The sequence below is a fragment of the Celeribacter sp. ULVN23_4 genome, assembly GCF_054788345.1.
Genome location: NZ_JBTVYO010000002.1, coordinates 65,195 through 83,168, shown reverse-complemented (window position 1 = coordinate 83,168; position 17,974 = coordinate 65,195). Strand labels below are relative to the sequence as shown.

16 protein-coding genes are annotated in these 17,974 nt (G+C 61.0%); 8 read left to right on the top strand and 8 right to left on the bottom strand.

The window, feature by feature from the left end; genetic code table 11:
• The first annotated feature begins 22 nt into the window (after window positions 1-22).
• Window positions 23-382, top strand: a complete 360-nt coding sequence (locus ACYBHZ_RS05735) for a rhodanese-like domain-containing protein (protein WP_460273283.1) — start codon at window positions 23-25, stop codon at window positions 380-382.
• A gap of 80 nt (window positions 383-462) precedes the next feature.
• Here the strand turns inward: ACYBHZ_RS05735 and ACYBHZ_RS05730 are convergent, their stop codons facing one another.
• From ACYBHZ_RS05730 to ACYBHZ_RS05705, 6 genes are all read right to left on the bottom strand, one after another.
• Window positions 463-1,428 carry a LysR family transcriptional regulator gene (locus tag ACYBHZ_RS05730; RefSeq protein ID WP_460273282.1) on the bottom strand — a complete coding sequence of 322 codons (966 nt, stop codon included), beginning with the start codon at window positions 1,426-1,428 and terminating at the stop codon, window positions 463-465.
• 151 nt (window positions 1,429-1,579) lie between these two features.
• Window positions 1,580-2,977: a dihydrolipoyl dehydrogenase gene (gene lpdA / locus ACYBHZ_RS05725; protein ID WP_460273281.1), complete on the bottom strand. Its 1,398-nt coding sequence runs from the start codon at window positions 2,975-2,977 to the stop codon at window positions 1,580-1,582.
• Between the two features lie 160 nt (window positions 2,978-3,137).
• Complete coding sequence (locus ACYBHZ_RS05720; protein WP_460273280.1) at window positions 3,138-3,749, bottom strand: DUF924 family protein; 612 nt, start codon at window positions 3,747-3,749, stop codon at window positions 3,138-3,140.
• A 127-nt stretch (window positions 3,750-3,876) separates the two neighbouring features.
• Window positions 3,877-5,139 (bottom strand): MFS transporter, encoded by a 1,263-nt coding sequence (locus ACYBHZ_RS05715; RefSeq protein WP_460273279.1) that lies wholly within the window; start codon window positions 5,137-5,139, stop codon window positions 3,877-3,879.
• A 163-nt stretch (window positions 5,140-5,302) separates the two neighbouring features.
• Entirely contained in the window at window positions 5,303-6,364 is a 1,062-nt protein-coding gene (queA, locus tag ACYBHZ_RS05710; protein WP_460273277.1) for a tRNA preQ1(34) S-adenosylmethionine ribosyltransferase-isomerase QueA, read from the bottom strand.
• Window positions 6,365-6,382: 18 nt separating this feature from the next.
• On the bottom strand, window positions 6,383-9,670 hold the full coding sequence (locus tag ACYBHZ_RS05705) for a YhdP family protein (RefSeq protein ID WP_460273276.1): 3,288 nt from the start codon (window positions 9,668-9,670) through the stop codon (window positions 6,383-6,385).
• A gap of 174 nt (window positions 9,671-9,844) precedes the next feature.
• On the opposite strand from ACYBHZ_RS05705, the gene bcp reads away from it, so the two are divergent.
• From bcp to ACYBHZ_RS05670, 7 genes are all read left to right on the top strand, one after another.
• Window positions 9,845-10,303 carry a thioredoxin-dependent thiol peroxidase gene (bcp, locus tag ACYBHZ_RS05700; RefSeq protein WP_460273275.1) on the top strand — a complete coding sequence of 153 codons (459 nt, stop codon included), beginning with the start codon at window positions 9,845-9,847 and terminating at the stop codon, window positions 10,301-10,303.
• A complete protein-coding gene (locus tag ACYBHZ_RS05695) occupies window positions 10,300-11,127 on the top strand; it encodes a ferritin-like domain-containing protein (RefSeq protein ID WP_460273273.1) in 828 nt (275 codons plus the stop codon). The genes bcp and ACYBHZ_RS05695 overlap by 4 nt, the downstream gene beginning before the upstream one ends.
• A gap of 319 nt (window positions 11,128-11,446) precedes the next feature.
• The gene (locus tag ACYBHZ_RS05690) at window positions 11,447-12,751 is read left to right on the top strand and encodes a DUF5930 domain-containing protein (protein WP_460273272.1); all 1,305 of its coding nucleotides are present in this window, start codon (window positions 11,447-11,449) and stop codon (window positions 12,749-12,751) included.
• The gene (locus ACYBHZ_RS05685) at window positions 12,741-13,253 is read left to right on the top strand and encodes a bactofilin family protein (RefSeq protein ID WP_460273271.1); all 513 of its coding nucleotides are present in this window, start codon (window positions 12,741-12,743) and stop codon (window positions 13,251-13,253) included. The genes ACYBHZ_RS05690 and ACYBHZ_RS05685 overlap by 11 nt, the downstream gene beginning before the upstream one ends.
• A gap of 117 nt (window positions 13,254-13,370) precedes the next feature.
• Window positions 13,371-13,853 (top strand): hypothetical protein, encoded by a 483-nt coding sequence (locus ACYBHZ_RS05680; RefSeq protein ID WP_460273270.1) that lies wholly within the window; start codon window positions 13,371-13,373, stop codon window positions 13,851-13,853.
• Between the two features lie 84 nt (window positions 13,854-13,937).
• On the top strand, window positions 13,938-14,519 hold the full coding sequence (locus ACYBHZ_RS05675) for a hypothetical protein (RefSeq protein ID WP_460273269.1): 582 nt from the start codon (window positions 13,938-13,940) through the stop codon (window positions 14,517-14,519).
• A gap of 56 nt (window positions 14,520-14,575) precedes the next feature.
• Window positions 14,576-15,472 carry a DMT family transporter gene (locus ACYBHZ_RS05670; RefSeq protein WP_460273268.1) on the top strand — a complete coding sequence of 299 codons (897 nt, stop codon included), beginning with the start codon at window positions 14,576-14,578 and terminating at the stop codon, window positions 15,470-15,472.
• Window positions 15,473-15,480: 8 nt separating this feature from the next.
• Here ACYBHZ_RS05670 and ACYBHZ_RS05665 read toward each other — a convergent pair whose 3' ends face one another.
• Window positions 15,481-16,245: a DUF2189 domain-containing protein gene (locus ACYBHZ_RS05665; protein WP_460273267.1), complete on the bottom strand. Its 765-nt coding sequence runs from the start codon at window positions 16,243-16,245 to the stop codon at window positions 15,481-15,483.
• 150 nt (window positions 16,246-16,395) lie between these two features.
• The gene (locus ACYBHZ_RS05660; RefSeq protein WP_460273266.1) at window positions 16,396-17,781 is read right to left on the bottom strand and encodes a divergent polysaccharide deacetylase family protein; all 1,386 of its coding nucleotides are present in this window, start codon (window positions 17,779-17,781) and stop codon (window positions 16,396-16,398) included.
• Between the last annotated feature and the right edge of the window lie 193 nt (window positions 17,782-17,974).

Sequence of the window (17,974 nt, the reverse complement as noted above, 5' to 3'; positions counted from 1 at the left end):
TGACTGCATAAGGTAGACGAACATGTTTGGATTGTTTGGCGGCGGCTCGAAAATTTCCGTCGAAGATGTAAAGGCCGGTTTGGCCAAGGGCACGACCGTGCTTGTGGATGTGCGCGATGGCACGGAATTGCATATGTCCGGCACCGCGAAAGGCGCGATCCATGTTCCGCTTCAGGATCTGAAAGCGAAATGCGATCCGAAATCCCCGTCCTGCATCAAAGAGATGAAAGACACCAAGACCAAGAAAGTGCTCTACTGCGCCTCCGGCGCCCGCTCTTCCGGCGGTGTGCGCCTGCTGAAATCTCTGGGCCATGAAGATGTCCAGAACCTCGGCGGATTGCACAACTGGGTCTCCGGCGGTGGCGAATTGGTCAACGTCTAAGGCTTTGTGGCAGAACGCCAAAACGACAAAAGCGGCCCTTTTCGGCCGCTTTTTTGTTCTGATGCCAGACGGGCAAACCGTCAGTCGAGCGTTTCGGACACAGTGCCTTCGAGCTTCGCCCCATCGGAGCGCGTCGTGGTATTGGCCGAGGTTTTGTCCGGCCCCATGTACAGCGCGCGCCGCGCCGTGAAACGGCCCGCGATGAAACGCATGAATTCTGTGACACGCGGCACATGGCGCAGATCGGGATGGGTCAGCACCCAAATCGGCGTGTGATCCGACAAGGCAATGCCCGGAACCCGCTCAAGCGCCGGATCAGAGTGGCCCAGAAGGTGCGAAGTGCGCACCATGCCAAGCCCTTGCCGCGCGAAGGCCATCGCGGAAACCATGTCATCGGTCTTGATCGCGGCCTTACAGGGCGGAAGCTCCGAGAATATCCCGGCAGACGCAGAGCTGAACCACGTCGAAAACGCGATATAGGGCAGCGCCGTTTCCGTGTCGGTGCGGTCGAGCACATGTTTGTATTCCTCGATGAAGGCCGGAGAGGCGAACCAGCCCGCACGTTGCGGCGTCACCATCCGTCCCCAAAGGCTTTCCTCGGGAGATTGCGTCACCCGGATCGCCACATCTGCCTCGCGCCGGTGCAGGTTCAGCACCTCGGTCGCGCCCAAAAGCTGCACATCGATTCCCGGGTGCAGCTTTTTGAATTCAATGACATCTTCGGCGAAGTGATCTTCGGCCATCAGTGGCGGGATGGTGATTTTGAGTTCACCTTCCTCCGTCTCATCACGGGCCGCGAGCGCCATGTCGAGCGCCACCATGCGCGCTTCGACCTCTTCGGCATGCGCTATGGCCACCTGCCCCGCTTCGGTCGGCTGAAGGCCTGAGGCGAGCCGGGTGAAGAAGCGCACACCGGCGGCATCTTCGGCCTTGGCAAGTTGGCGCGATACGGTGGCATGGTTCACACCAAGGATGCGGGCAGCGCCCGACAGCCCGCCTTCGCGCGCCACTGCAAGAATGTATCTAAGAGAATCCCAATCCGTCATGTGCGTCAGATTACATGACCTACATTTATGCACAAGAGGGGCGCAGATAATATCACCCATCACACATATTGATATATGAGGGGATGACCCTGTGCGGGAAAACGGCCCGACGTGGGGCCGCTTTCTTATGCGTTGATTCAGAGTGATCCGATCAGATGTGCAGCGCGCGCTCGTAAGCTGCGAGCACCGATTCATGCATCATTTCCGACATGGTCGGGTGCGGGAAGACGGTTTCCATCAGGTCTTCCTCGGTGGTCTCAAGCTGACGGGCAATGACATAGCCTTGGATCATCTCTGTCACCTCGGCACCAACCATATGCGCGCCCAGAAGCTCGCCGGTCTTGGCGTCGAACACGGTTTTGACCAGGCCCTCGGCCTCGCCCATCGCGACAGCCTTGCCGTTGCCGATGAAGGGGAACTTGCCGACTTTCACGGTGTAGCCGGCCTCTTTCGCCTTCTCTTCGGTCAGACCGACGGACGCGACCTGCGGATGGCAATAGGTACAGCCCGCAATCGAGTTCGGCTTGATCGGGTGCGGGTGTTTCCCGGCGATCAGCTCGGCAACCATGACGCCCTCATGCGACGCTTTGTGCGCCAGCCACGGTGCCCCCGCGATGTCGCCGATGGCGTAGAGCCCGTCGACGCCGGTGCGGCAATATTCATCGGTGACGACATGGGTGCGGTCGATTTTCACGCCCGCTTCTTCAAGACCAAGCCCTTCGACATTGCCGACGATGCCCACGGCGGAAATCACCGTATCGAATTCCATGGTCTCGGTCTTGCCGCCCATTTCGATATGCGCGACGACGCCTTTGCCCGGCGTGCGGTCGAGTTTCTTGACCATCGCCTTTTGCAGGATTTTCATGCCCTGCTTTTCGAACTGCTTCTTGGCGAAGACGGAAATGTCCTTGTCCTCGACAGGCAGCACGCGGTCCATGACCTCGACCACGGTCGTGTCGGCGCCCAGCGTGTTGTAGAAGGAGGCGAATTCGATGCCGATCGCGCCGGAACCGATGACCAGAAGCTTTTTCGGCATCCGGGCGGGTTTCAGCGCGTGACGGTAGGTCCAGACGAGATCGCCATCGGCCTCAAGCCCCGGCAGCTCGCGGGCCCGCGCACCGGTGGCGACGATGATGTCTTTCGCGGTCAGGGTTTCGATGCCCTTGTCGGTTTTGACCTCGACCTTGCCTTTACCGGCCAGCTTGGCGTCTCCCATGATCGAGGTGATCTTGTTCTTCTTGAACAGGCCTTTGATACCGCCGTTCATCTGCGCCGCGACGCCGCGCGAGCGCTGTACGATTGCATCGAGATCGAAGCCCACCTTCTCAACGGAGAGGCCGAATTCTTTTGCGCGGTGCATGTTGTGGAACACTTCGGCCGAACGCAGCAGCGCCTTGGTCGGAATACAGCCCCAGTTCAGGCAGATACCGCCGAGGTTTTCGCGTTCCACACAAGCAACCTTGAGGCCAAGCTGGGCAGCACGAATGGCTGCGACATAGCCGCCGGGGCCTGCGCCGATCACGACGAGATCAAAAGAAGTGTCAGACATGAGGGGTCCTCCCGAAACCAAATTTAGTTTGACGCTAAACTATCTGGGGAGTCGGAGCAACGACCCGTGAGACTTCACAGGCGAAAGGCTGCGTCCCGCTCAACGCATAGCTTGAACGGGAAACGCATGCCTCGCAATTTTATCCTGTCAATTCAGAAGCTCAGGCCGCCACGGACTGCATCTCACGCAGGAGCGCGCCATAGCCACCGCTCTTGAGGAAGGCCAATTCATGCGCGGTCGAGTGCCGGGACAGAGCCTCGTTGCGATAGGGGAAACGTCCGAAAAGGCGGATCACTTCGCGATGCACCTGCGCATGCAAGAGATTGTCTTCTTCGCCTTTGAGCCGTTCGAACATCAACCGAACACAGCGTTCCTGATCCGTCAGGCATTCCGAATGCATCAGCGGCATGTAGAAAAATTGCCGTGCAGGCGCATCAATCCGGTGATCCCAACCTTTTTCCAACGCCGCTTTCGCGGCAGCAAGCGCGGGACGATCCGAGGCAAAAGCTTTGCCCGTTCCCCGGAACATATTGCGCGGCATCTGGTCATTGAGGATGATGTAGGCCAGCGCGCCCGACGGGTAGGTCAGCCAGAGCGAATAGGCCCCCTCCTGCGCTTTCTCCCATGTCGTGAGAAAGGCATCACGAATGCGCTGATCCAGCGCGTCATCCACACGATACCAATCCGCAGGGGAAAGTTCATCGAGCCAAAAGGCCAAAATCTCATCAGGGGACTTTTCGTCGCCCCGGCTCTCAGTCTGTGCGTGCGCCATCTGCTTCGCTCCTTTTGACGGCAATTCGTTACTGAATCGTTACAAAAGGCGAGGGTATGCGCAAGTTAATTATCCGCGACACTAGGTCGCTTTTTCACTTGTTGCCCGAACACATCATGAAATTGCATTACGTCGCAACGCTCTCCGGATCGTCTTCCGCGAGTTCAATCGCCACCTCCTGCGCCACCTCAGCGGCCACAGGCGTCGTCGAGGGCATCACCGGCACATAGCTGGCGCTGTCTTCCACCGAAACGGCAGCCCGGCGCGTCATCCGCCAGAGCGCATAGAGCGCGACGCCGCCCATCAGCACGATCTGGAACAGCCAATAGCCACGCGGGCCAGCCACGCTCATCAGCCAACCTGCAATCAGCGGACCGCCGACAGCCCCGACCCCGTTGATGAAGATCAGCCCGCCAGAGGAGGCGGCCATATCTTCGGGGGCGAGATAGTCGTTGGTATGGGCGATCAGCAGGGAATAGAGCGGGCTGGACATGCCACCCGCGATGAACCCGGCCACCAAAGCGAAAATATAGCTCCCGGCGAACATCGTCCCGAACACACAGGCAAACGCCCCGACGGCCGCAGCGGCAAAGATCACCCGGCGACGATCCGAGTGGTCCGACAGCCAGCCAATCGGCAATTGGAACACCAGAGCGCCCAGATAGATCGCCGCAACGAACATGGAAATCTGCCCGAGGGAGAAGTCCGCCTGCCCGCCGTACACCGCCGCCATGGCCATTTGCGAGGCGAAAACACCACCCATGAGGAACATGCCGACACAGCCCAGAGGCGAGGCTTTGAACAGCTGGCGCAAGGTCATCGGTTTCGTCGTCTCAAACGCCGGTGTCGGCGCGACCGACAGAAGGATCGGCGCGAAGGAGATGGACACGAGCACCGAGGGAATGATGAACAGCACGAAGCCGGAGGGATCGCCCTGCGCCAGAATCCATTGCGCGAGAATGATGCCGAGCGTTTGCACCAGCATATAGGCCGACAACACCTTGCCGCGCATCTCGTTGGTGGTCGAATTGTTGAGCCAGCTCTCCGCCGTCACATAGACGCCGGAGAAGCAGAAGCCGAGGCCAACACGCAACGCCGTCCAGACCCAGGGATCGGTGACCACAGGGAAGAGGATGAGGGCAGCAGAGATAAACGAGGCGAGCGCCGCAAACACCCGTACGTGGCCAACACGGCGGATGAGCAGAGGGGCCGCTTGGGAGCCGCCCAGAAAGCCCGCGAAGTAACCGGACATGACGATGGAGATTTCCAACGTCGAAAATCCTTCGGCGACACCGCGCACACCGAGCAACGTGCCCTGAAGACCGTTGCCGATCATCAGAAGAAGAATGCCGAGCAGCAGCGGCGAGGTATTGGCAAGTACATAACGCATGGCGCAGACCCTAGGGGGATTCGAAAGCTGAGGAAACCAGAAGGCTTGGGGCGGCCTGCCCATGTCCAAACCGGCTTCGCATTCCAAGTCGCGTTAAGGTTAATCAGATCAAGGTTAACACTTTAAGAAGGTGGCGGACGGGCCGAGGAAGACGGCCCTTAAGTCATGCCTCTTGCGGCAACAGAAGAGACGCATCGCCATAGGAGAAGAAGCGATACTGCTCCATCACGGCATGGTCATAGACCTGCATCATCCGCTCCCGCCCCATCATCGCCGACACAAGCATCATCAGCGTGGATTTCGGCAGGTGGAAATTGGTCATCAACGCATCCGCCACCCGGAACTGATAGCCCGGCTTGATGAAAATATCCGTGTCATCGAGGAACGGCGCGATCACGCCCGGCTCCGGCGCGGCCGACTCGATCAGACGCAGGGCCGTCGTCCCGACCGGGATCACCCGACCGCCGCGTTGTTTCGTGGCGTTGATCTCTGCGGCAGCCGCCTCAGATACCTCGCCCCATTCGGAATGCATCTTGTGATCTTCGACATCATCGACCTTCACCGGCAGGAACGTCCCTGCCCCGACATGCAGCGTCACATAGGTGAACTCGACGCCCTTCTCGGCCAGCGCCTTGAGCAAGGGTTCATCGAAATGCAGCGATGCGGTCGGCGCGGCAACGGCGCCGAGGTTCTTGGCCCAGACCGTCTGGTAATCCGCCTTGTCCTGCTGGTCCGCCTTGCGCTTGGCCTCGATATAGGGCGGCAGCGGCATGGAACCCGCCGCGTTCAGCGCCTTGTCGAAATCCTCGCCCGAGAGGTTGAAGGCCACCACAGCCTCGCCCTCGTCCTTGGCCACCAATGTGGCGGACAGTTCGTCGGAGAACCGGACGACTTCGCCTTCCTTGATCTTCTTGAGCGGCTTGATCAGCGCCCGCCATTGGCCGGGTTCGGATTGCGGCTCCAGAAGCGTGACCTCGATCTTGGCTTCCTGATAGCCCTGCGCCGTATCGCGCCCGCGCTTTCCGGTGAGACGGGCGGGCAGCACCTTGGTGTCGTTCAGCACAAGTCGGTCGCCGGGCCGAAACCAGTCCACAAGATCGGTCACATGACCATCGACAATGCGCGATGGCGTCGCCACCAGCAAACGCGCGGAGGAGCGCGGCTTGGCGGGACGTGTGGCGATCAGCCCCTCGGGCAGATCGAAATCGAAGTCGGACAGTTTCATGAAAACGCCTCGGGTTTGTTACTGATCCCCGGCGGGGGCCTTGCGGAAGATCTCACGCAGGGCGCCAGGGGTGAAAAGAGACAGCGGGTTAACCCCAACAGCCGGTTGTTTGGCAGGCCCCGTCAGCGTGTAGGTGAAGCCGAAAAGGCCTTCTCCTTTGCGCGACACAACCTGTCCCAGAGCGTTGATGAAATAGACGGGCGACACTACGCCCTGCATATCCACCACCCCGGCGGCGCTGTCATAGAGCCCTTCCATGGAAATGCCAAGCGAGGGCCCTTCTGCGGTGCCGCCCTTCACCGTCAGCCGCCCCGGCTTCATGACGAAATCACTCTGCACATGGGAAAACAGAATGCCACCGCCGCCGGTCATCTGTTCAATGAGACCGACCACAGAGATCGCCGACAGCAGTTCGGCCAAGGACGGGGCAGACAGCACACGAATATCATCGATGACCACCCGCCCGTCATAACTGCCCTCTTCGGAGAGCGCTGTCAGGGAGAGGTTCAACGCCCCGCCCGTCGCGCGTTCCAGCAGGCCAGAGGCGGACACGATGGCCCCGGCATCTTGCGACGTGGCGGTGATGGTCGGGCCGTAGACGCCCGGACGCACTGTGCCAGTGAGCGCCGCCTTCCCGTTGAGTTTCCCGGCAAACGATCCGGTGACCCCGTCCGTGCCCGCCGAGAGCCGCGCCGAGAACCCGTCAAGCGTCTGCCCGTCTGCGATACGCAAGCGGTCGAGTTGCACATCGATGGGAATATGCGCACCACCATTTCCACGGCCGCTCCCGTCGCCGTTCGACCCGCCACCACGCCCGCCGAGCGTCGCGCGCTGAAGGTTCAAGGTGCCGCCGGAGACTTCCACCTTCACGGGCTGGCCCACGCCTTGCCCCACAAGAGAGAGCGGCACATCGAGCCAATCACCAAGCTGCACCCGGCCAAAGCTCAACCGATCGAACTGCCCCTCTGAGGTCAGGGTCAAACGCCCCTGCGTCGCCTTGAGCCCCGCACCCGAAAGGCTGAACTCGGTGATCTCAGGCTGCGCACCCGCAGTCCCGACGATGTTGAAACTGCCCTTGGTGCCCGCAGGCTTGCCCCAGCCAAGCGGCGCGAAGGACAGACGCAGACCGGACAGATCGGAGGTCAGCGTGAACTTCGGCGGCTCCCCTTGGCGCAATGCGACCGAGAGATCGCCCCAAGCCTGCCCCGCGACCATCCCGTCCGGCAGCGCGATGCGGAAGGTGTCGAGCATGTTCTGGTCGATGAGCGCCCGCCCCGTGATGTCGGACATGCCACGATGGTCCGGGCCGAAAGCTTTGCGCCAAAGCCCGGCCATCTTAGCCATCCCGACCCGCGCCTCGCCCGCAATCGACAAGCCGGAGGGATCAACGATGAGCCGCAACAGATCAGCGGAGAGCACCTGCCCCGGCATGAGTTGATCGGAGGACACATCCGTCAACCGTCCGTTCAACAGATAGTTCACATCCGATGGCATCACCTTCGCGATCAGCGGAAGCGCGATCTGCCCCTGTAGCTCGGCCTGCCCCTGCGCCACATCCGGCCCGAAAGGCGCGGCTTTGAGGATCGAGAACGGCGGCTCAGCCATAAGCGACATCCCCGCCTCGATGCTCGACGCGGTTTGCAGGCCGATCTCAAGGCGTGCCGGTTTCTCGTAGATATCCGGAATGCGCAGGGTCGTCCCCGCGACGTCAATTCCCCCGCCCGAAGGCGGCGTGATCGTACCGCCCGCCATGGAGATCGCCATGGCAGGACCGAAAATCGCGCCATGCCCCCACCCGCCCTGCACCGGCGGTTGGGTTTTCATGAAGCGCATGTCGAGATTGTCGAAATCCCAATCCAACGCCAACACTGGCTGGCTCTTCCCCGGATTGAACCGCAGGGCGAGATTGAGATCGTGATAGGTCGCGTTTTGGATATTCGTCGCCATCCAAGCGCGGGTCTTGGCGACGGCAGTGGGCGGCCAGAGCGCCATCAGTTGATCATTGTTCATCTCATCGACAGAGAGGTCCAGCCCCGCATTCCAACCCTCGGGCGTGGCCTCCGCCCGCCCTTTGCCGCGCAGCCACAGATCGGGACCGTCTTGGTTCACCTGCCCAAGATCGAGCTGGCCGATATTAAGCCGGAACGGGTCGAGCTGAAGCTTGGCGTCCACCATGGCGTGATCGAACACCAGCGGCGCATCGAACAGCCCTTCCGGCGCGACCTTCAGTTCAGAGAACTGCCATTGCCCCGTAAAGCTCTGCGGCCAGTTGTTTTCGAAATCACCCAAAAGCACCTGACCGCGCCCGCTCATTTCCAAGGCCTCAGTGGACAGGGTCAAGTCCGGAAAATCGATCCGTTCCTGCTCAGGATCATAATCGAAATAGCCCTTCGCCCCCTCAAAAGCGACCGGCTTTGCGCCTTCGCCCGCCACGATTTGCCCCGGCGCAATCGCGAGCGTGCCGGAATATTGCGACAACTGCCCCTCGCCGTCGATCTCTGCCCGCATGGAGGCCGACAAGGGCGCGTCGACCACAGACAAGAAGGACAAGGCCGGGCTTTGAAGGGCGAAGTCGCGGGTTGGCGCATCCTGCATTTCGAGCGAGATCGACGTCTCCAGAGAGCCCTTGGCGGAAGAGAAACCAAGCGCAAGCCGCGCCAGATTTTCAGTCCCATTGAAAAGCTCAAAATCCAAAGCCATATCAATGTACTGAGCGTTGTTCTTCAACACGATCGACGCGTCTGTCGCTTGCCAGATCCGGCCGGAATGGGCGTCTTCTAGAGACACCGTCAACTCGCGCGCCTCAACGCGGGTGATCTCCGACAGTGGCTGGGTGGAAAAAGCTTTGTCGATAGCTTTCAGAACCTCGATCCCTGATCCCGCCACGCCCTGCGCGCCGCCGAAATCGAGGGCGAACGTGCCATCGGCGCGGCGCCGTACGGTGATTTGCGCCCCGGACAGACGCAAGGTGTCGGGCTGCAACCGGCGCGCCTTCAAGGCCTCTTTCGACAGCACCGCGCGCAGCGTGTTGAGACGTCCGATCTCCGCCCCGGAGCCGTCGATGATCCCGACATTATGCGCCGTGACACGCGGCACGAAATTGCGATCCACCAAGACGACCAACTGACCGATGGAAATCTCCGGCCCGTCGAGTTTGTGGTTGATCCCAGCCTCGATCCGGCTCGTCACCGCATCCGGCAGAGTGATCACCCGCCCGGTGAAGGCAAGAACCGCCAGCCCCGCGAACAGCGCCAGCACAAGCGCGAGCGCAACCGTCCAGATCCCGATCTTATGATGGGTCTTCAAGGGTTTGCGCTCTCGCCGTTCGGGCGGTGCGTCTTGATTTTGAGGCGCGTCAGACAAAAGGGGCTCGTGATTTTTCCGATAGGCACGACAGTCGGTTTCATCTTGTCGTAAAGCGGCCTAAAACGAAACCCGACCCGCGTGCAACTCACGAATAGTTCTGAGAAGGAAAAGACCATGATTGAGCAAGGCGTTCCGGCCCCCGATTTTACCCTGCCCCGCGATGGTGGCGAGACGGTGACTTTGTCCGACCTGCGCGGGCAGAAAGTCGTGCTGTATTTCTATCCGAAGGACAACACGCCGGGCTGCACCACGGAAGCGCTCGATTTCACCGCGCTCAAAGATGAGTTCGCGGCGGCAGGCGTGGCCGTTTTCGGGATTTCCAAGGACAGCGTGAAAAAGCACGAGAACTTCTGCGCCAAACATGCGCTCGGCATCCCGCTTCTGTCCGACGAAGAAGGCAGCGTTTGCGAAGATTACGGCGTCTGGGCGGAAAAACAGATGTACGGCAAGACCTTCTGGGGCATCGTGCGCGCGACCGTCCTGATCGACGAGACCGGTACAATCGCCCAAGTCTGGCCGAAAGTGAAAGTCACGGGCCACGCCGCAGAGGTGCTTGAGGCCGCGAAAGCATGAGCCTGACGCTTGCCCGGATGGCCGAAGAGGTGCTGCGCACCGCCGACGGCCGGGAGAAAACAGCGCTGTCGCACAAATACGCCGCGATGTGGCGCGACAGCCGGGCGGCGGGCACACCGATCGAGATCGGCACGGCCCAGCCGCCGATGCAGCCCGCCCGCCCCGACCGTCCCGAGCTTTTGAGCCCGCGCGATGTGCCGAAGCGCAAACCCGGCAGCCCGGAAGGGCGCAAGGCGATCCTGCATGCGATTGCACATATCGAACTGAACGCGGTGGACCTGCACTGGGATATCGTCGCCCGCTTTACCGATCTCGACATCCCGCTCGGCTTCTACGACGACTGGGTGAAATCGGCGGATGAGGAGAGCAAGCATTTCAATCTGGTCTGTGACCGGCTTGAGGCGATGGGGTCGTTCTATGGCGAACTGCCCGCGCATGCTGGCATGTGGCGCGCCGCCGAGGACACCGCAGAGGACATCATGGGACGTCTCGCGGTGGTGCCGATGGTGCTTGAGGCGCGCGGCCTCGATGTGACGCCGGGGATGATCAAGATTTTCCAGAACGCCAAAGACCCGGAGACGGTCGCGGCGCTTGACGTAATCTATGCCGAAGAGGTCGGCCATGTCGCCTATGGCGCCAAATGGTTCAACTTTCTCTGTGGCCGTCACAGCATTGATCCGAAAGAAGAATTCCACGCCCTGATCCGGCGCTATTTCCCCGGTGGCACCAAGCCGCCTTTCAACGAGGAAAAGCGCGCGGAAGCGGGCATGCCGCCGGATTTCTATTGGCCGCTGGCCGATGAATTGCCGCCTGCTTGGAGCTAAGCGGAAACGAGGCTGCGGCGGGCTGTCGCCCCTCGGCTGACGCAGAGAGAAATGTGAGCGCAAACATAGGCAGAAAACCGCCCAAGTTTCAAGCTTTCTGGCTGAAATCTTCTGTCCCTTCCCCGCGTCCGGGCAAAAGCGTTGCCCCGACTGGCTCGCTTCGCTAACAGAGGTCAACCGCTTTCAGGTCGCTGGACATGGGGTCTGCATCAGACAGATCGTCCGAAGGGATCGGGTCGACACACAAGACGTCCCCGATTGTGTAAAAGGTGCAAAGCGGAACGAGGGAACGGGAATTGAAAACGGCTACGACAAGACGATGATCAGAAGGCTCAACCACCTGCTTGAGCGCAGATTCCCCGAACGCCGGGTGTTTCTGCGGTCCGACAACGACACGCGCTATCTCCGCATCACGCCGATCACCCAGTTGGTGGCCATTACGGGCACATCCGTCTTCGCGGTCTGGATGATCATCGCAACCGCGATCATCCTCATGGACAGCATCGGCTCGGGGAACCTCCGCGAACAGTCGAACCGCGATCTCGTATTGTTTGAAAACCGTCTGGCCGAACTCGCCAATGAGCGCGACATGCGCGCCGAAGAAGCCGCCGCCGCGCAGGATCGTTTCAACACCGCGCTGGCGCAAATTTCCTCGATGCAGAGCCAATTGCTCGCCTCCGAAGAACGCGTGCGCGAATTGGAAAAAGGCGTGGACGTAGTGCAAACCAACCTGCGCAACGCCCTCAAGGATCGCGATGCGGCAGAAACCGACAAGGCCCGTTTGATCGCGCAACGCGACGGGGACGCGGCGAATGCTGGCGGCATGAGCGCCGAAGAGGTCGCGACCACTGTGGACGTGCTCTCTGCGGCTCTCTCCGACACGGCTGCGGAACGCGACGAGATGGTGATGTCCGCCCATCAGGCGATGCAGGTCGCCGACAATCTCGAAATCGATCTGAAACTGATGGAAGAGAAGAACGACCGAATCTTTTCGCAGCTTGAAGACGCTGTGACGATCTCCGTCGCGCCGCTCGACAAGATGTTCAAATCTGCGGGCATGGACCCCGATCGCCTGATCGAGACGGTCAAGCAAGGCTATTCCGGTCAGGGCGGTCCTCTGACCCCGATCACCTTCTCCACGAAGGGCGGGATCATGGACCCGGATTCGATGCGCGCCAATGCGATCATCGACAAGATGGACAAGCTCAACCTTTACCGCATCGCCGCGCAGAAAGTGCCTTTCGCCCTGCCGCTGCATGATGCCTACCGCATGACCTCTCCCTTTGGTCCCCGTTGGGGCCGGATGCATGAGGGACAGGACTTCGCCTCCGCCTATGGCACGCCGATTTATGCCACGGCGGATGGTGTCGTGACCTTCGCCGGATGGAGTTCCGGCTACGGTCGCCTCGTCAAAATTCAACACGACTTCGGCATTGAGACCCGCTATGGTCACCAATCCCAAATTCTCGTGAAAGTGGGGCAAAGGGTCTCGCGTGGCGAACAAATCGGTGCTATGGGGAATTCCGGCCGCTCCACAGGCACGCATCTTCACTATGAAATCCGTGAGAACGGAAAGGCCGTCAATCCGATGAATTACATTAAGGCTGCCCGCGATGTTTTCTAAAAGCAGAATCAACGAACCCGGCCCGAAACAGGGCGATGACGCAAAGAAACCCGAGGCGGCTGCGACGAAGCCCCCTCTTCCGAAATCCACGACGCCCGATTTCGCGGCCTCTTCGGCCAAGCCGAAACCGCCGGCTTCCGTGCTCTCTTCCGACCTGACGGTCACGGGCAATCTGAAGACCTCTGGCGACATCCAGATCGAAGGCACTGTCGAGGGCGACATCCGTGCGCACCTTCTGACCGTTGGCGAAACCGCCACGATCCGCGGCGAAGTGATTGCCGATGATGTTGTGGTCAATGGCCGCATCGTGGGCCGCGTGCGCGGCCTGAAAGTGCGCCTGACCTCGACCGCAAAGGTCGAAGGCGACATCATCCACAAAACCATCGCCATCGAGAGCGGTGCGCATTTCGAAGGTTCCGTGCAACGCGCCGACGATCCGCTCGCCACTGGCGCGAAAGCCGCTGCGAAGCCGACCGCCGCTCCGGCCGCAAAAGCCGAATAAGCGTCGCATCAGCGTTTTTGAGAGGCGGTCTTCGGGCCGCCTTTTTTCATGTCTGATTTCAGACTTGATCCGCCCCGCCGCCTTCGCCATCGTGCGATGAGACAACCCGGAGTCCCCATGCCCGCCGAAGCCCTGCGCCAGCTTGAGAAAGTCAAAAACCTCTATCTCTCGGATTTTCGCATGGGGCGGTTCGATGAACGTCGCCTGACGGCGATTTTCGACGAGGGCATTCCCGGCGAACCGGGGCCCGCCCAGACCGGCAGCTCGGTGATTGACGACATGCTCGGCCCGGTCTCCGCCGTCGAGGTCCGCCCCGGCTCGCGCCGTTTCACCCTGCGCTTCGACGAATACGTGTCCTTCAAGATCACCGACGAAAGCCAGATGAGCGCTGAGGGCAACGAGACCCACGCCAGCCTGTTTCGCGAAAACCCTTCGGCTGTGTTCCTGCGCCATGTCAAACAGGGGCTGCACTGGGAAGACGACCGCATCCCGCTCTATCACTATTGCGTCGTGGCGCTGAACCATGTGCTCGAAGTCGTCACCTCCCTGCCCCCGGATGCGGAGATGCAGGTGCTGACGGAGGCGGATTTTTCGGAGTAGAGGACGTGCCATAGTTTCTCCAGATTTAGGGACTAGGCTACCTCACAACCGCGTTCGACATTTTTAAACGACAGACTTTATCCGATGAAACGCATTGCAGCTCAAAACCCCAAACTCATGACCGTGGGGTTCTATGTTATCACTCTCATCAGCCTCGCGAACTATGCGCTTCATGGTCTGGGCTGGACCGCACTGTCAGACGCCCGCCTTATGTTTCTCAAGAATCTTTTCTTTGCAAGCGACGCGGCCATCCTGAGAGATCATCAAACCCTTGATCGCTGGATGATGCCATATACCGAATACCTGACAGTCTTATTTAGCCTCGCAATCCTCGTGATCTTGCTCACTTTCTTTCTCTTTTTGCGCGTGATTGTGTTCGGCGTTCTCTCCTTCATTTTTCCGAAAGTGTCCGCCCGTTCCGCAGAAGAAACCAAGATTATTCTGGCCCTGCTCATGGGCACGACGATTTGCTTTGCGCTGCATTTTGTCCTGCCGATCCCCCGCATGTCAGGGCATGACGTTCGCATCGGAGGTGGCTCCTATTGGTTTGCCGCCGGATTAAGCACAATTATATGGTGGGGCATGGGCGCAGTCGCTTTCATTGCAACCTTCTTCCCACGTTTTCTCGGCCATCCCAACGCACGCACCTCTTTTCACGCGAATTGAATCTTGCCTCCTCGCGCCCCCTCCGCCATGGTCACGCGTCACGACCCGGAGGCTCCATGTCCAAATCTCCCGTGCCCACATCCGGCCTCACAGCCCTGAAAGCGGGCAATCTCAAGGGTGCGCTCCTGATGGTGCTCGCCATGTTCTGTTTCTCGCTTGAAGACATGGCGATCAAATCGGTCACCGCGCATTTGCCCGTCGGGCAGGTGCTCACGCTGTTCGGATTGGGCGGCATGCTGGTCTTCGGCATCCTCACCGCGCGGCGGCGCGAGCGGTTGCTCCATCCGGTGTTGGCGGAGCGTGTCATGCTGATCCGTGCGGTGTTCGAGGTGACGGGCCGGGTGTTCTTCACCCTCTCGCTCGCCCTTACCACGCTGTCCACCACCTCCGCGATTTTGCAGGCGACGCCGCTTCTGGTCGCCGCCGCCGGTGTGGCGATCTTTCATGAGCGCGTGAGCTTCGGTCGCTGGGCGCTGATCGCCGTCGGGTTTCTCGGTGTGCTCCTTGTGATCCGTCCCGGGCTCGACGGTTTCACGCCGCTCTCTATCCTCGCCCTTCTCGGCATGATCGGCTTTGCGGGGCGCGATCTCGCGACCCGCGCCGCGCCTGCCGTGCTGTCCTATGCCCAGCTCGGCCTCACAGGCTTTGCCGCTCTGGTGCTCTCCGGCGGGCTTCTGACGCTTTGGAGCGGCGGCTGGCTTGTCCCGTCTCTGACAGACATTGCCGCACTGGCTCTGGCCGTCGCGGTCGGCGTCGCCGCCTATACCGCGCTCACCATGGCGATGCGCATGGGCGAGCTGTCCGTGGTCACGCCCTTCCGCTATGTGCGGCTCCTGTTCGCGATGATCCTCGGCGCGCTGGTCTTTAGCGAGCGCCCGGATGCCTTGGAGCTTGTGGGTGCCGCCGTGATCGTCGGCACGGGCGTCTTGTTGATGCTCACCGCCCGGCGCTGATCAGCGGATCAGGTCAGCGCCCGCCGGTACAGATGCCATGTCGCATGGCCGAACACCGGGAGCACGATGAAAAGCCCGAGGAACAAAGGCAGCATCGCGAGAAAGGTCAGCCCGGCGATCAACGCGGCCCAGATCAGCATCACCCCGAAATTCTCCCGCACAACGCGCAGCGAGTAGAGCATCGCGGTGACGAAATCGACCTCCCGCTCCAAAAGATGCGGCAGGGACGTCACCGTCAGCGAGAACAGGATAAAGGCCAGAACGCCCCCCATCGCCAGTTCCACCGCGATCATGGTGAGCCCGTTGGGGGTCAGGAACACTTCGTAAGACGAGCTGATATTGGTCATCACGGACAGCCCCATGAACAGCGCGAAGACCATATGGGCGAGGAAGGACCAGAACAGCACATAGATCACAATGATCGCCCCCATCCACGGGATCTGCCGGTCCCGTTCGGCGGCCACCGAGCCAAGAATCTTATACCAATCAAGCGGATCGCCCCGCTCCAACCGCCGCGACACCTCGTAGAGACCGACGGCGGCGAAAGGCGCGAAAAGCGGAAAAGCCAGAGACATCGCAAAGGTCCAAAGCACCGTCCCCGCCCCGAACACCACGAACGCGAGCCCGATCACCACATAGACCGCCGCAAAGAAACAGCCGAAACCCGGCGTTCGGCGAAAGTCAGACCAGCCCGCCAGAAGGGCCGCCCTCAGATCGGCCAAGCTCAAACGTGCCACATCGGGCAACGGCGCCGCCGCTGTGATATCTGTCATTGAAATTTCCTCCCCGAAATCTCCTCCTGTCCGGGCATGTCGCCCGTCGCCCCTCAACTGGAGGACAAAATGTCGCACCCTGTCAAGAAACAGCCCCGCCGCAGTGCAGCGGCAGGGCCAGAGATTTTGAACCCGATGAAGGGGGCGAAATCAGAGCGGTGTACGGCTCAAAAGATAGGACAGCGGCACCATCGTCACCGTCGCCGCACGATTGCCGAGCGACCATTCCGCCAACGCCTGAAGCGTCTCTGCGCGCGAGCGGCCAAGCAAAACGACGGTCTTGCCGGTCCCCGCCTGAAACGCCGCCTGATCGAGGAAGCGCTTGATCGCATCGACATCCTGGCCCTGCCCGTCGAGATCACGGAACACCAGAGCGGCGGGCGCTTTCGCGCGGTCGGCTTCCTGTTCCATCGCGTTCAGACCGCGCGGGAAGCTGACAAGCCCACGCCCGGTCTGGCGCGCCGTGGCGACCACCTGGGCGGCGACCTGACGCGAGGTTTGGAAACTGCCGGACGGCACATCGAGGAAGCCGATCGAGACCGGCACAAGATCGACAGCTTCCGACAAGGTCACGGCCGCATCCTGCGGCGTCGCCCCGTCCGGCAGGCCGACCATAGCCATGACCTCAAGCCCCTGATTGCGATAGGCCATCGCACGATCCCCGGCACGGGCGCCAAGCGCATCGACGGCGAAAGTCACCGGGAACGGTAGACGCGTAACCTGTGTGTCCTCCGGACCCAAGTCTCCGATATCCATCAAGATCACGCTCATCACCGGCCCCGGCGGGGTATCGGTGTAATTCGCGGAATAGGCCAAAAGCGCCGGGAGATCTTCGGCCACCACGGTCGGGGTCTCTTCTTCAGCGGGCGCGTCAGAGGAAATCGACGGCAGGCGCGAGGACACGCGATTGTCCGAACGCTCCGTGAAAGAACCGACTTTCTGGCCCGGCATAGCTTCGACCTCCGGCCCGTCTTCAAGCGCGGCCTCCGGCGCGGCTTTCATTTCGGCCCCATCGAGCGCCGTCTCTTCCGGTGCCTCTGAGGCTTCCGGGGCGGTTTCGACGCCTTCGGGCAAGGCCGGGCTATCCGGCAGGTTTTCTTCCGCCAAAGGCAGGCTCTCGGCCGCATCTGCCTCCGGTTCCATCGCGAGTGGCGGCGGCACGATCTGGCTGCTTTCCGGTGTCACCACTTCGCCCATATTCTCGCCCTCTGGCGCGTCCAAAGCGCCCGGTTGCGCGATCTCAGGGGCTCCGGCCACCTCTTCGCTCACCTCAGGCGTGGCGTCTGTTTCGGCCTCGGGCGCCTGCATCTCGGTCTGCGCCCCGGAGCGATCCGGCTCCGCAGACGGCATATCCGGCGTCACATCAGCCGTTGTTTCGTCGGCGCCAACCTCCGGCGCGGCGGGCGTTGCATCCGAGACGGTCGGAACCAGCGCAGGCGTCAGATTGACAGGCGGCGCAAGCTCGTTGGCCAGCGTTAGAATCCCGAAGCCGACAATCGCGCCCCAGATCACACCCGTGAGAATTCCACGCACCATTGCGTACTCCTTGCCTGTCCCGTGATGCCTGTTGCATCTTCTTCGCCAGAAATTGCTGACGTTTTAGCCCTCTTAAGACCAAGGCATGCCCTTGACCCTCTGCGGCCCTTGTGAACATGTATAACGCGGCTTAAAGGCGGGATCATCCCCCTTTGAGCGCTTTGCCGCCGCTCTCGCGGTTCCCCGTGACGGG

What these genes read in the sequence shown, in the direction of transcription:
- ACYBHZ_RS05665 (WP_460273267.1), bottom strand. Translation starts at nt 16,245, where the DNA reads ATGACAGATATCACAGCGGCGGCGCCGTTGCCCGATGTGGCACGTTTG.
- ACYBHZ_RS05670 (WP_460273268.1), top strand. Translation starts at nt 14,576, where the DNA reads ATGTCCAAATCTCCCGTGCCCACATCCGGCCTCACAGCCCTGAAAGCG.
- bcp (WP_460273275.1), top strand. Translation starts at nt 9,845, where the DNA reads ATGATTGAGCAAGGCGTTCCGGCCCCCGATTTTACCCTGCCCCGCGAT.
- ACYBHZ_RS05660 (WP_460273266.1), bottom strand. Translation starts at nt 17,781, where the DNA reads ATGGTGCGTGGAATTCTCACGGGTGTGATCTGGGGCGCGATTGTCGGC.
- lpdA (WP_460273281.1), bottom strand. Translation starts at nt 2,977, where the DNA reads ATGTCTGACACTTCTTTTGATCTCGTCGTGATCGGCGCAGGCCCCGGC.
- ACYBHZ_RS05695 (WP_460273273.1), top strand. Translation starts at nt 10,300, where the DNA reads ATGAGCCTGACGCTTGCCCGGATGGCCGAAGAGGTGCTGCGCACCGCC.
- ACYBHZ_RS05680 (WP_460273270.1), top strand. Translation starts at nt 13,371, where the DNA reads ATGCCCGCCGAAGCCCTGCGCCAGCTTGAGAAAGTCAAAAACCTCTAT.
- queA (WP_460273277.1), bottom strand. Translation starts at nt 6,364, where the DNA reads ATGAAACTGTCCGACTTCGATTTCGATCTGCCCGAGGGGCTGATCGCC.
- ACYBHZ_RS05675 (WP_460273269.1), top strand. Translation starts at nt 13,938, where the DNA reads ATGAAACGCATTGCAGCTCAAAACCCCAAACTCATGACCGTGGGGTTC.
- ACYBHZ_RS05715 (WP_460273279.1), bottom strand. Translation starts at nt 5,139, where the DNA reads ATGCGTTATGTACTTGCCAATACCTCGCCGCTGCTGCTCGGCATTCTT.
- ACYBHZ_RS05735 (WP_460273283.1), top strand. Translation starts at nt 23, where the DNA reads ATGTTTGGATTGTTTGGCGGCGGCTCGAAAATTTCCGTCGAAGATGTA.
- ACYBHZ_RS05685 (WP_460273271.1), top strand. Translation starts at nt 12,741, where the DNA reads ATGTTTTCTAAAAGCAGAATCAACGAACCCGGCCCGAAACAGGGCGAT.
- ACYBHZ_RS05690 (WP_460273272.1), top strand. Translation starts at nt 11,447, where the DNA reads ATGATCAGAAGGCTCAACCACCTGCTTGAGCGCAGATTCCCCGAACGC.
- ACYBHZ_RS05730 (WP_460273282.1), bottom strand. Translation starts at nt 1,428, where the DNA reads ATGACGGATTGGGATTCTCTTAGATACATTCTTGCAGTGGCGCGCGAA.
- ACYBHZ_RS05720 (WP_460273280.1), bottom strand. Translation starts at nt 3,749, where the DNA reads ATGGCGCACGCACAGACTGAGAGCCGGGGCGACGAAAAGTCCCCTGAT.